We start from the raw sequence: 13,895 nt of genomic DNA on the forward strand, positions 1-13,895 counted from the left end.
TTAATATACTTTAAAATAAAACGTTATGGCTGACTAAACCAAACTTCTTTAGTCATATAATCGGGTTCTAAACCGCCCCACTTCCTGAGTTCTTCAGCATTCCACACATATTCGGAGTTATAACGGGGCCTGAAACGGTAGGCATATTTACCCCCAAGTAAAAGATCTGCCGTAGGAATCTGATAAAACTGTCTGAAAACATTGGCGTCATAATGGTATTTCCGAAGATCAGTCCACTGCTCTAAACCTGCCCAGCCCCACTGCGCAATGTATTTCTGTCCCATAATGTCGGACAGCGTTAATGTTGCCTCACTTTGCGCTACTTCCGTAGAAGTTAAATAGGCAGTGATTTCTGCATCGGTGATTAGCGGATCGGGTGTTTTGGAAGAACGGCCATAAGTATTGCAAAAAACCATATGCCCTGATATACCTAACCTGTAAGCATTGTAAGCATCAGTTGTTTTTCCCTGTAAAAACAACGCCTCTGCTTTTGCAAATTGCAATTGGGAATAAGTCATAATCGGATACCTGGCTGCATCGGCAAAAATATATTTCCCATTGTAGGCAGTGGCACCTGCAGGGATTGATCCGAAAACAATCGGCAGGCCGGATGTACTACTACCTTGAGTGGGAACACCGGCTATATACCTGCCCAGAGTAGCCGTAGCCGTACTTGCCGGCAACATCCTACTCAACCGTGGATCGAGTGAACTTGTTGGGTTTGTGGAAGGCACCCCCCTCACTCCGCCTGCAAGATAGTTTAAGATAGTAGTCGAGATTCTTCCATAATAGGCAGAAGTTGTACCTGAAGTGTTAATATAACCCAAAGTTGGCCCAAAAGGATTGGTGTCATCCTGACTGGCCGCCGAAAAATAAACCGTTGCAGATTCGGCCTCGTTAGCGAAGGATAAGTTAGTATACTTAACTACACTATCGGCATACATGGTTTTAAATTCGGGCTTGTTAACCAAATGGCTATACTGCAAAGCATAAATTGCATAAACGAACTTGCGCCATTTGGCCATATCTCCTTTATAAATACCATCCCCGGTAACACTGGCTAATTGCGTAACATAGTTTAACGGGCTTTTCATCAGGGAATATTTTAGAGACTGTTCACAGTAGAAACGTACCTTTGCATACACCTCTGGCTGATCGTGGTAAGGAAATTTTAACATCCCAGGCGTAAAAGCTTCGTCCAAAATAATCGGCCCGTGCAGATCGGTAGTTTGCTGATAGGCCCAGGCTTTAATAGCATAACCAATTGCCGCATATTCATATTTCTGGTTGGCTACTGCATCATTAATCAAATTCTCCAGATTCAAGCCAAGATCTACATAAGTCATTCTCCAGATCACTCCTCCATTATCACTATTAGCTACAAAAGAGTGCTTTTCAGGATAAAGTGATGCAATATCGGTAGAGGCACCGATCATGTTCTGCGTAAACTTCCAGAGCAAACGGTAATCCTGCGCCGTTCCATTTGTCATCTGGAATAAAATTGGAGGCAGCAGCAGTTCTGCCTTACTGGTTTGAGGCACTGCAGGATTTGTATTAATATCGAGGTATTTTTTACATCCTCCGGCCATTAATAATACTGCCGCAGCAATATATAATTTATATAATCTTTTCATGTTATTTGCTATAATTTAACCCTAAATCCAACATTAAAACCTATTGGTTTACCAACATTACCATAATCAATTCCGTAACCACCAATTCCACCAACACCTGGCGAGTTTGCATTACTCTCCGGATCGCCACCTGAGTAATTGGTAATGAGTATAGAGTCGGTTAAAGTAAAAAATGCCCCAAAACTCTGGATAAATCCTATTCGACTAACCAGTGATGGCGGAAAATCGTAGGCTAAAGTAACATCCCTTAAACGGAGTGTGTTGATATTCTTCTCTACGAACATCTCTGGCGCAACATTTAATGAATAATAGTTAGAGGCATAATATGGCGTTACCGAAATCGCGTTAACCGTTGGGTTTGAGGTGTTTTGTAACCCATCATTCAGCACGCCCTTAATAATCCGCGGTACTTCCCTATCTAGCGTTTTTAAGCTAATTCCTTTTCTATAGGATTCATATTCAGTACCGTTAACTACATCACCGCCGTACCTGAAATCCCACAAGAAGGAGAGGTTAAAACCTTTATAACTAAACCTATTTACAAAACCTAACGTGAACTTTGGATTTCTGTCGCCGATCGGATAAAACTGGGTATCAGTAACCGATGGCAAACCTGATGATGGATTGATCAGGATATCGCCCCTATCATTACGGGCAAATCTGGTTCCACTGATTGCACCTGTGCTATAACCCGGGTGTACTGCGCTTCTAATATCACCAACTACCCAAGTATCAGATTCGTAAAGCTCAGGAAGTTCGTTAGCCAGCGACAATACCACACCACGGTTGCGGGTAAAATTAAAAGTAGTGTTCCAGTTAAAGTCTTTTCCCTTGATCGGATTACCAGTTAACTGCACTTCGATACCACGATTACGTACGGTACCGCCATTCATCATCTCTAATACGAAACCTGTACCATAACTTAAACGGGGATTAATGATCTGATCTTTACTCAACAGATTGTAATAGTTAAAATCCAGTCCTATACGGTTTTTCAGGAACTGCATTTCTGTTCCGATTTCAAAGTTCTCTGACACCTCCGGTTTTAAGTTGGGATTACCACCATAATACGAATAGGCATAACCACCGCCTGTAAATCTTTTGGCCTCATAGTTTGTACCTGTAGAATATTCTCTCCAGGGTTCTTTACCTGTTAAGGCATAAGAAGCTCTTAACTTACCATTATCCAACCAGGGCAAGGCTGTTTTAACGCTGGCCAGATCCGTAAAGTTAAAGGCCAGACTTGCCGATGGATAGGCAAAATATGGATTATTAGGCATTAAACGCGAAGCGCCATCAACCCGACCAGATAAAGTTAAGTAAAGAAGCGTTTTGTAGCCCAAAATGGCCTGTGCAAAAGCACCAACGGTACGGTAACGGTTTACATAGGTTAATGTACGCTGTGTAGTTGGCAGTGTATTGTTAATGCTGTAAAAATTAGGGTCGTACATGTTCGTTCCACGCTGAGAATCAGTAGCAGAATTGTAATCGTTAAATGTAGCACCAATCACATAGGTATTGTTGAAATCGCCAATTTTATGTTTGGCTGAAGCGGTTAAAGATCCATTAAATACTTTCGCCAATTGACCATAAGTCATTATTGTGCCACCTGTTGGAGCAGCAGCTGAACCCGAACCACGGTAAGATTGGGCATGATATACCGATAATCCTTTAGTATTGGCAATATCGGCCCCGACGATACCATTAATACGCAGCCACTTTAAAGGAGTTAGTTCTATATTAGTGTTGGCAATCAGTCGGTTAACCTTATCATTATTTACGTTTTTAACTACATCCCAAAGGGGGTTGTCAAACTCTGAATAAACGCTAGCGAGGTGCAAAATCCGGTTTCCATTGGCATCCTGATAGTCCTGAACGTTATAGGCAGAACTAAAACGCATCAACTGTAGCAGCGAACCGTTAGTACCTTTATTGGCCTTATCATTATTGGAGTTGATGTAATTAAAGGTAGTAGTTAGTTTTAAAATCGGCGAAATGGTACCAACAGCGGTTACCCTTGAGGAAATCCTGGTGTAACTTGTTGTAGGAATCGTTCCTTTTGAATCGGTATATTCATTAGACCAGCGATAAGAGAATTTATCGGTTCCACCCTCAAACGATAAATTGTGTTTTTGCGTAAAACCCGTTTCGAAAAAATTGTGGATATTATCGTAAAGCGGTGTATTAGGCAAAAATGCCGGGCCGAAAAAGTTGGATGAACCACCATCATAAACGCCATTTGAAGCTCCGGTATTGTACTTGGTCTGTATTTCAGGAAATTTATTCAATTGCTCTACCCTAAAAGAATTGTTGTAATTGATGCTTCCACGCCCTGCTTTACCTTTTTTTGTAGTAATCAAAATGGCACCACTGGCACCAGCGCTTCCGTATAATGCAGTGGCCTCCGGGCCTTTCATGATTACGTAACTTTCAATATCATTGGGATTGATATCCATACCCCTGTTGGAATAATCCTGATCCTTGTTTGCTGCACCCGACACGAGTTCTCTGGTCTGATTAAGTGTGCTGTTATTAATCGGCACACCATCAACCACAATTAGGGCATTATTATCGCCACTAATGGATACAAATCCCCGTAAAACAATTTGTGCAGAGGCACCCGGATTTCCATTGGTGCTGTTAATTGATAAACCTGGAACACGGCCTTGTAAACCTCCAAAAAAATCGTTTCTCTGGGTTTCGGCTACTTCTGCTCCTGAAACTTTAGGGGTAGAGTAACCAAGTGATTTTGCGTCCCTGTCAATACCATAAGCGGTAACCACAACTTCGTTGAGGTTGCTGGCATCGGTGGCAAGCGTTACATTAATTGTTGTATTTGTACCAACAGTCCTTTCAACTGTTCTGTATCCAACATAAGAAAATATGAGTACATCTGTTTTTAATGCTTTAATAGCATAATTCCCATCGCCATTGGATTGTGAAACTGTGGTACTCCCTTTTACCCTGATGGAAACACCAGGAGTTGGTCCGTCGGCCGAGCTGACCTTACCGGTAACGGTTAGCTGTTGCGCAAAAACGTGAACACACAGCATAATCATACCGATAAAACTAAAGAATAGTTTTCTCTTCATAATTAATTAGTAAGAAAATTGGTTATAGGTTGTTGTTTGTTTTCCGGTCTATCAAACGCGCAAATTACCGCAGCATCTGATGTTAGTTCAAGTAAATATGATGAATGTTTTTGATAAAAAGAACAAATACTAAAGATTTATAATCGAAACAACAATATATTATTGCAAAAACACGCAAATACACGCAACATTAAAAATCTAAAAATCTTTTATACATTCGTTTAAAACCAAACACCTACTTATGCTGAAAAAAGAACGCCACGACTTCATTATGCGCCAGATTAATTTACATAACCGCGTATTAACTTCTGATCTGGTTCAATTGCTTAATGTTTCAGAAGATACCATTAGACGGGACCTACAGGAACTTGTTGATGAAAATCTGCTTTACAAGGTCCATGGAGGCGCTTTATCTAAATCATACCACAGTTCTTTTGATGACAGTACAGTTTATGCGCGTGATAGTAAAATTGCCATCGGCAAAAAAGCCGTTCAGCTGATAAAGGATGGCATGGTAGTGTTAACAGGTGGTGGAACCACAATTTTAGAGTTTGTAAAGCTGCTTCCACAGGGTTTATCTGCAACTTTTTTCACTATTAGCCCTCTGGTTGCGGTAGAACTGGCCAAGTACAATAATATCGAGGTGATTTTGATTGGTGGTTTGTTTTCTAAAAATTCGCAGGTTACTTATGGCGGACAGGTAATTACGCAATTATCGGAAATAAAGGCCGATTTATGCCTGATGGGAACGAGTGCCATCCATCCGGACGAAGGCCTAACAGATACTTACTGGGAAATTAACCAACTTAAAAAGGCCATGCTGGCCTGTGCAAAAAAAACAGCCGTGCTTTGCATCTCCGAGAAATTGGATATTGCTTTAAGATTGAGAGTTTGCCCGATAGAAAGCATTAGTTATTTGATAACTGAATTAGATTTAGATCATGAATCGCTTTCGCGTTATGTAGAAAAGCAATTAAATATTTTATAAAAAGAGTCCCGTCGAAAATCGGGACTCTTTCGTTTTACTAAAAAGTTGGATCAGCAGGGGTATTCGTATTATTATCTCTTTCCTGGAAAGGATAAGGAAAGAAATTCCGTTTACGATCGGCTAAAGGCTGATTGAACCTTCGCATATCCTCTATCTTCAATCCGGAAGCATATAGTTCGATTGAACGGTGTTTGTAAATAAGATCAAGCAATTGCTGCTGCGTGTAAGGGCCAGCTAATGGCGGCAATGCTGCGGTCACCCCGAAAAGATCTGAAGTTTTGGTTACTACCTTGTTCAACTCAATTAATGAATTGGTTAGGTCTGGCTGTCTCGCCAGTGCTTCAGCCTTTATTAAAATCATCTCTCCAGGTAAGTAAATCGGAAAAGGGCTTGCTGTTGCTGCTGCAAAACCATTCATACGTAAGGTTGGGGTTGCCCCTGCCATTACGGTATAAAAAGCTATCCTTTTATCTGCAGCATCCGGAGTGTTCGTACCGGTAAGTCCTAGATTTGCGTTTAATGGCTGAAATACATTATTTGAAGAAATGATGCTAAATAGAATATTCGGTGAGGTAGCATCAAACTTGAAAAATGATGCCTTAGTTAAATCAACAGCATTTGCTTCTGTTAATGCCAGTGGATAATTTCCTGAAAATAGTGCATATCTGGCTTTGAGTGCATGAATTGTATTTATAATATTCACATCAGAAGGAATATTACCTAAAAAGCTGGCAGAAATTGAATTTGCAGCAATAACAGTTAAAGCATTATCCAAAACAGCAATTGCTTTTGTAAAACCAGCAGAACGGGTAATAAAAGTTACGTTTTTTCCTGTTCCATCTGGAATTTTCTCCCAGTATTGCGCCATATTTCCAATTGCCAGGGCCTTGAATATGCTAGAATAGGCAATTAATCCCGCTGCATAACCTTTGTCACCCAAATTACCGGCATTAGCAATCACTAAATCTGCATCGTAAATAATCTTGTTAGCACTTGTCCAAAGATTAAATAAAATTGTATTTGTCCCATCAACGGTACTGCCACCGGTGCTTAACTGTAACTCAGGAATATTCCCTGAATTGAGTAACCGCAGCTCGTTGGTTACAAAACCATTTGCTGCAACAGAGTTGAACATTACACCTGTACGGGTTAAAGTATAAACCCGCTGTAAACCTATTGCCACTGCAGTTAACCCTTGCTGGGTACCCAAAGCCACATCTGTTTTAGCTCTGGATGGATCCTGATATTCTTTCGTACATGAGGAAAAGCACAATGTTAATGAAAGTGCTAAACAGGTTATATTTGTCGGAATATTATTTCTTAAAATTTTCATAAACTTTCCTTTAACGATTATAATTTAACTTGTAAACCCAAACTAAAAGTCCGTGGAATTGGCACCGAACCAAAATCTATATTTCTCAGTATCGTTGATTGCCCGCCGGAATTTAACTCAGGATCGTAACCTTTATAGTTGTCCCAGGAGATAAGGTTTCTACCGCTTACCGTTACAGTAAGGTCCCTTAGGAATTTTAGCTTGCCTATATTATAGCTCAGCGAAATCTCTCGCAGCTTAACAAAAGATCCATCATCAATCCTCCACTCCTCAATCGCATAAACTCCGGCAACATATCCCCTGGGCAACTGGCCAAGTTGCTCTTGTTCGGCTACTTTACCATTTCCAACACCCTGGCGGGTTCTCCAATCGGCATTCCAAACGTCGCCGCCTTGTACCGCATCAAACTGTACATGCAGATTCAGTTTTTTATAGGTAAAATCGTTTACAAACGACATGTTATAATCAGGGTTTGGATTACCGATTACTTTACGAAGCGTTGTTCCGGTAGGCAAACCATTTGCATCGCGTTGCGGAGTAAACGTAGTGGCAGAATTTTGAATTCCCTTTTCTATCTGAGGAATTCCTGCTGCATTTGTTAACAGACTTCCATCCGGATTACGCGCAAAAAAGGTTCCATAGAACACGCCAATGGCTTCACCATTTATAATCGCAACAGGAGCGCCTGGATTTGTACTAAACAACCTTAAACCACCTACATCAAGTGCTGTATTTCTATTCCTGTTGAAAACAACTGAAGTGTTCCATTTAAAATCTTTCCCATCAACCGGAGTTCCATTCAACACAAGCTCAATCCCCTTGTTCCTTAGTGAGCCTATGTTATCTAATAAGCTGGAAAATCCTGTTGAAGGGGCCTGCACACTGGCAATCAATAAATCGCTTACTTTTTTATTGTACCAGTTAAATTGTAAACCTAATCTGTTTTTGAAGAAAGATAAATCTGTTCCCAGTTCCAATTCGCGTTGGCGTTCTGGTTTAACGTTTTCGTTAGCTAAAGTCGCACTCGAAAACAACGATGCTCTACCCAAAAACGATTGTGTAGAATAGGCATTGATCCTATCATATGCGCCAATACCGGTCAAGTTTCCCGATTCTCCATAAGCCGCTCTTATTTTAAATGTATCCCACCAATCAGAAACACCAAAACTTTTCCAATAATCGGCAGAAGAAAGCACATAACTTAAGCTTCCTTTCAGGTATTCCTGTGTGCGGTTATCAGCCCCAAAAACTGAAGATTGATCAACCCTTAAGGCACCCGTAACAAATAAATGATCTTTATACTTAAAATTTTGCTGGATATATCCTCCACTTACAGACAATTCAGTTCTTCCATCTACACTTGGAAGCTGTGTTGCAGCAGCATTTACCGTTTCGATTAATGGGGCTAAACCTCTGCCATTTACCAACTGATATCTGGTTTTTTCATACTGAAACGAATAACCAACTTGAGTAGTTGACGAAATCAGCTCTGATAATTTAGCCTGATAAGTTGCATTAAACTCATTGTTAAACTGAAAAGCATTGTTAGTTGCTGCACTTGCGTAGCCATTTAATGTACCATCTAAAGCCGCACCACCACCATAAAAATCTGGATTTACGTTATACGCAAATGGTGGAATGTAGGTTGACCCACTCTGACCAGAATTATCAACACCTAAAGTAAAATCTAAGGTTAAATTTTTTACAGGGTACAATTTCAAATTGGCATTGGCAATAATGCGGTTAGTTTCCTGACGCTGTTTAATGTCTTCTATTACCGACACAGGATTCACCCTGCCACGTTCTCCAACAGCCATTAAATTACCATTAGCGTCTCTGGCAAAAATATCATGAATGTTCCCGATAATGGTAACAGAATTCATTGGCGAAAAAAACGAATTTCCATCTGGCTTTTCATTGGCCGAACTGCGGATATAATTTAAGCCGGCACTAAATTTTGCCCATTCCGTGATTTTCTGATCGATGTTTGCCCTGAAATTATAGCGTGTAAAATCGGTGTTTTTAATAATTCCCTGATTACTGAAATAAGCTGCCGAAGTATAGTATTTTGTATTTTCATTACCACCGGAAACAGAAATCGTATTATCTGTACCTGTAGCAGATTGAAAAATGTAATCCTGGTAATTATAACGAGTGGCAGGGATTTTTTGGGTCTGCAGAAACGGAGGATCACCAACAGTCTGGATTACGTCTTGTGTAGGAAAGTTAATAGGCGTACCAAACCTTACCGGAGATTCGTTCACCTCAACCTGTTTACGCAAATGGCTCAATGTTAAACTTGTGCTGAAATTAACCTGAGCAGCACCACTTACACCTTTTTTGGTAAAGATCTGAATTACTCCGGAATTTGCCCTCGAGCCATAAATGGCTGCAGCTGCAGCTCCGTTTAAAACTTCAATACGCTCAATATCTGCCGGATTGATATCAACCATCCTATTCTGCCCAATGCTTCCAACAAAGTTTCCGCCATCATAATTGGCTGAGGTATTGGTAACCCTGGTAGTTGAATTGTTAACGATCACACCATCAATAATGTAAAGCGGCTCTGATGATGAATTTACGGAGCTAATACCTCTTAAACGAACAGATAAGCCCCCTGCAGGATCACCAGAGTTCTGGCTGATTTGAGCACCAGCCGTTTTTCCCTGTAAAGATGAGAGTACATTTCCACTGGGCGCTTTGTTCAGATCATCACCTTTAACGGTACTTACATAACTTCCCAGCTCTTTTCTGGTTGTTCCCTGCGATGTTCCAGTCACAATTACTTCATCCAAACCAACAGCATCAGCATTTAGGGAAGTACTTAGCTGAACCTGATCGCCTGACGCAAGATCGATCGACTGCGCTTTACTCTTGTAACCTACGTAAGAAAACTGAATCTGATATTTGCCAGAGGCCAAATCTACGGCAAACGTATAAGCCCCATTAGAATTGGTACTTGTTGCTAAACTTGTATTAAGGATTTTAACTACAACGCCCGGGATAGGCTCGTTATTTGAGGCATCAGTCACTTTCCCGCTAATGGTATAGCGTTTATTCTGTGCCTGCGCCTTTTCCGTAAACAGAAGCAGCAGAAATGGGATCAACAAAATTACGAAGAATCCTGATGACCATTTTAGGTAACTTTTTTCCATAAAATTTGGTTTTGTTAGAAGATTAGTGTTAAAAACAAATTTAACAAAATACCATATAAACCAATTTTTCAATCTGTACAATCTTATCTACAAAATTGGGACTACTTAAGCAGGCAAACTAATTTTACCCATGCAAACCGAAGGCACTCCTTGCCGGTTGCCAAAATTAATCGGCTCTCCACATAGCGTTTCGTTAGCCAAAACAGCAAATAAAACAGCCTCTTTTGCATCGGGATTAATATTTAAATCTTCAGTGCTTAGGAATTTGCAAAAGGGCAGCCTGGCTTGAAGAAGCTGAACAAGCAGCGGATTGTGCATGCCACCACCACTCATAAAAATATATGATTTAGCATGCTCTCCAAAACAACGTTTTATCGCATTGGCAATGGTTTCTGCTGAAAAATGGCACAAGGTTGCCATTACATCTTCTTTGCCCAGATTTGTTGTTGAAGACTGTTCTTGTGCCTTTAGTAAATATTCCAGGTTAAATAATTCGGGCCCGGTGGTTTTAGGAAAATCCAATTCAAAAAAACTACAATTCAACAATGCAGATAACAGCTCTGGATTAACTTTACCAGCCAAAGCAATACTGGCATTTTTATCATAAAACTGATTAAAATATTTTTGCATATATTGATCCATCAGAGTATTTCCGGGACCAACATCTGTCGAAAAAATTTCGCTGGCATCAGTACTTCCAGGCAAATAAGTGAAGTTTGCAATACCGCCAATATTCAACATTACCCGATCTTCACCAGCCTTCGAAAACATTAAATAATCTCCATATACAGCCAAAGGTGCGCCTTCCCCTCCCGCAGCCAAATGTTTCTGCCTAAAATCAGACAGCGTAATAATTCCGGTTTTAATGGCAATATGGTCGCCATCACCAATCTGTAGTGTGCCATTAGGATAATCGGCCAGTTTGTGCAAAGATTTTGGTGCGTGAAAAATGGTTTGTCCGTGACTGGCGATAAAGTCGATATCCTCGTTTTGATACTCCCATTCTTTCAAAGCTTCATTAATCAATTGAGCATGAACATTTGCAATGTGCGCATTCATCAGGCAAACCGATTGTAAATCGACCTCTTTTTTAGAAAAAATAGCCTTTATTTTTGCCCTGAAATCATCTGTATAATCGCCCGTTTTAAATCTTAAAACACGGATATCAGTTTCAGCACCACTTTTCTTAACAGAACAGAGGGCAATATCCAATCCATCCATTGAAGTCCCGCTCATCAATCCGATAATTAAACGTTCTGACTTGCCTGCTTTTGAATATAACTTTTGGATCTGCCTGTTCATATTAATTTTATCTTAAAGATCAAACGTTTGTCTGCCCCCTTAATTGAATTTTATGTAAATACTTGCAATAAATGTAAATAACCTTTGTTAAAAATTGGGCATAACTCTCTATATTTACTGCTCCGTACATTAAAATCCATATAAAAAAAATGGCTAGATTAAATCTACTGGAGGAGACACGTTTCGAGAAATTACCTGTAAGCGTGTTCGAAAATCCAAAAATTGCTTCAATTAATGTGGCACATCGCATTGCCGGGCTCATTAAATCAAAACAAGCAAACAACACACCTGCAGTACTGGGCTTAGCAACAGGTGTTACCCCAATTGCAGTTTATGCCGAACTGGTTAGACTGCACAAAGAAGAGGGCTTAAGTTTTAAAAACGTAATTACTTTTAACCTGGATGAATACTATCCAATGGCGCCAACCGCAGCGCAGAGTTATGTTACGTTTATGAACGAAAACCTTTTCAATCATATCGATATTGACAAAAAAAATGTTCACATCCCTGATGGTACGCTTGCACTGGAAGATATTCCTGCTTTCTGCCTGGAATACGAAAAGAAAATCGGCGATCTTGGTGGCCTTGACATCCAGATTTTAGGAATCGGCCGTACAGGTCACATCGGGTTTAACGAGCCGGGTTCTGCACCAAATTCCGGTACCCGCTTAGTTACCTTAGATGATTTGACGCGCCGGGATGCTGCGCGTGATTTTGGCGGAAAAACCTTTGTACCAACAAAAGCCATTACCATGGGTATCGGTACAATTTTCAAAGCAAGAGAAATTATATTAATGGCCTGGAGCCGTAAAAAAGCTTCAATCATCAAAAAAGCTGTTGAAGGAGAAATTTCAGGCGAGGTTCCGGCAACATACCTTCAGCTTTCTGAACATGTAGAGTTTATCCTCGATGCACCTGCAGCTTCAGAATTGACCCGTTTTGATACGCCCTGGTTGGTTAAAGATTGTGTTTGGACAGATGCATTGATCCGCAAGGCAGTGATCTGGCTGGCCAACACATTGAAAAAACCGATCTTAAAATTAACGGAAGACGATTACAATAATAATGGTATGGCGCAACTGGCTACTGAAAAAGGACCAGTTTATAACATCAACATCCATATCTTTAATAAATTACAACACACCATAACTGGCTGGCCAGGTGGCAAACCCAATGCTGACGATTCTCAGCGTCCGGAAAGAGCCGAACCAGCTAAGAAGAGTGTAATTATTTTTTCTCCTCACCCTGATGATGATGTGATCTCGATGGGCGGTACTTTTCTACGTCTGGTTGATCAGGGGCACGATGTACATGTAGCTTATCAAACTTCGGGTAATACTGCAGTATGGGATGACGACGCACTTCGTTTTGTAGAGTTTAATGTAGATTTCACAGAGAAAATGGGCATGGACAATACGCACTTAAAGGAACTTTACCACAAAATGAGGGCCTTTATTGAGCAGAAAAAGCCAAACCAGATTGATACTCCCGAGATCCAAACGGTTAAAGGGCTTATTAGAAAAGGCGAAGCTATTGCCGGTGCAAGATATTGCGGTTTAGAAGATGACCATATTCATTTCCAGGCGCTTCCTTTCTACGAAAGCGGGAAAGTTCAGAAAAATCCGGTAACTGATGCTGATATTGAACTTACAATAGCCTTATTGCAACAAGTTAAACCTCAACAGGTTTATGCTGCCGGCGATTTTGAAGATCCTCATGGAACGCACATCGTTTGTTTCAAAATTATTTTAGAAGCATTAAAACGATTGCGTAAAACTGAAGCCTGGGCGCAAGATTGCTGGTTATGGATGTACCGTGGCGCATGGCATGAATTTGAAACTTATGAAATCGAAATGGCGGTTCCAATTTCTCCACAAGAGCTTGAACGCAAGAAATATGCGATTTTCAAACACCAGAGTCAGAAAGACAGGGCGGTTTTCCCTGGCGATGACTCAAGAGAGTTCTGGCAACGGGCAGAAGATCGTAACCGTGAAACTGCAAAGGCTTATGACGAACTTGGACTTGCAGAATACGAAGCTATGGAAGCTTTTGTTCGCTGGAAATTTGAAGACTAGTTTAAAATAACACCAATCCTGCTTTGTTCGCTCAAAGCAGGATTTTTTTTGTTCCGCTAAGTTGTCATGCTGAGGGATAATTTATTTTATAAAAATAAATATAAAGGACAGGTGATTTTGATGAATTAATAGGCCATGAAGAATCGTCATTGCGAGAAGGCTTTTTCAGCCGACGAAGCAATCCTACAACGATCGCTAACAGCGTGCGCTTTAAGATTGCTTCGTGCCTCGCAATGACGACCTTTCTTTATAAGATCTGTCAATGGTAGGAGTTAGAATTTTCCCAATACATAGGAGGGGGTTGATGACAGATATA

Annotated in this window: 7 protein-coding genes; 2 read left to right on the plus strand and 5 right to left on the minus strand. The window is 40.5% G+C overall.

Annotated features, from left to right (window positions below; all coding sequences use genetic code 11):
* Window positions 1-23 precede the first annotated feature (23 nt).
* Both BCL90_RS16900 and BCL90_RS16905 read right to left on the minus strand, forming a co-directional pair.
* Window positions 24-1,634, minus strand: a complete 1,611-nt coding sequence (locus tag BCL90_RS16900) for a SusD/RagB family nutrient-binding outer membrane lipoprotein (RefSeq protein WP_121285191.1) — start codon at window positions 1,632-1,634, stop codon at window positions 24-26.
* Between the two features lie 8 nt (window positions 1,635-1,642).
* Window positions 1,643-4,726 carry a SusC/RagA family TonB-linked outer membrane protein gene (locus BCL90_RS16905; protein ID WP_244094982.1) on the minus strand — a complete coding sequence of 1,028 codons (3,084 nt, stop codon included), beginning with the start codon at window positions 4,724-4,726 and terminating at the stop codon, window positions 1,643-1,645.
* A 241-nt stretch (window positions 4,727-4,967) separates the two neighbouring features.
* Here BCL90_RS16905 and BCL90_RS16910 point away from each other — a divergent pair, with 241 nt between their 5' ends.
* The gene (locus BCL90_RS16910) at window positions 4,968-5,714 is read left to right on the plus strand and encodes a DeoR/GlpR family DNA-binding transcription regulator (protein WP_121285193.1); all 747 of its coding nucleotides are present in this window, start codon (window positions 4,968-4,970) and stop codon (window positions 5,712-5,714) included.
* A 37-nt stretch (window positions 5,715-5,751) separates the two neighbouring features.
* Here BCL90_RS16910 and BCL90_RS16915 read toward each other — a convergent pair whose 3' ends face one another.
* The 3 genes from BCL90_RS16915 to BCL90_RS16925 all read right to left on the minus strand — a co-directional run bounded on the left by BCL90_RS16915 (window position 5,752) and on the right by BCL90_RS16925 (window position 11,504).
* Window positions 5,752-7,047, minus strand: a complete 1,296-nt coding sequence (locus tag BCL90_RS16915) for a RagB/SusD family nutrient uptake outer membrane protein (RefSeq protein WP_121285194.1) — start codon at window positions 7,045-7,047, stop codon at window positions 5,752-5,754.
* A gap of 17 nt (window positions 7,048-7,064) precedes the next feature.
* On the minus strand, window positions 7,065-10,202 hold the full coding sequence (locus BCL90_RS16920) for a SusC/RagA family TonB-linked outer membrane protein (RefSeq protein ID WP_121285195.1): 3,138 nt from the start codon (window positions 10,200-10,202) through the stop codon (window positions 7,065-7,067).
* Between the two features lie 105 nt (window positions 10,203-10,307).
* A complete protein-coding gene (locus BCL90_RS16925; protein ID WP_121285196.1) occupies window positions 10,308-11,504 on the minus strand; it encodes an anhydro-N-acetylmuramic acid kinase in 1,197 nt (398 codons plus the stop codon).
* 149 nt (window positions 11,505-11,653) lie between these two features.
* Between BCL90_RS16925 and nagB the strand changes: the two genes are divergently transcribed.
* Complete coding sequence (gene nagB, locus BCL90_RS16930) at window positions 11,654-13,579, plus strand: glucosamine-6-phosphate deaminase (protein WP_121285197.1); 1,926 nt, start codon at window positions 11,654-11,656, stop codon at window positions 13,577-13,579.
* The last annotated feature ends 316 nt before the right edge of the window (window positions 13,580-13,895 follow it).

It is taken from the genome of Pedobacter alluvionis, assembly GCF_003664035.1.
GTDB lineage: Bacteria > Bacteroidota > Bacteroidia > Sphingobacteriales > Sphingobacteriaceae > Pedobacter > Pedobacter alluvionis.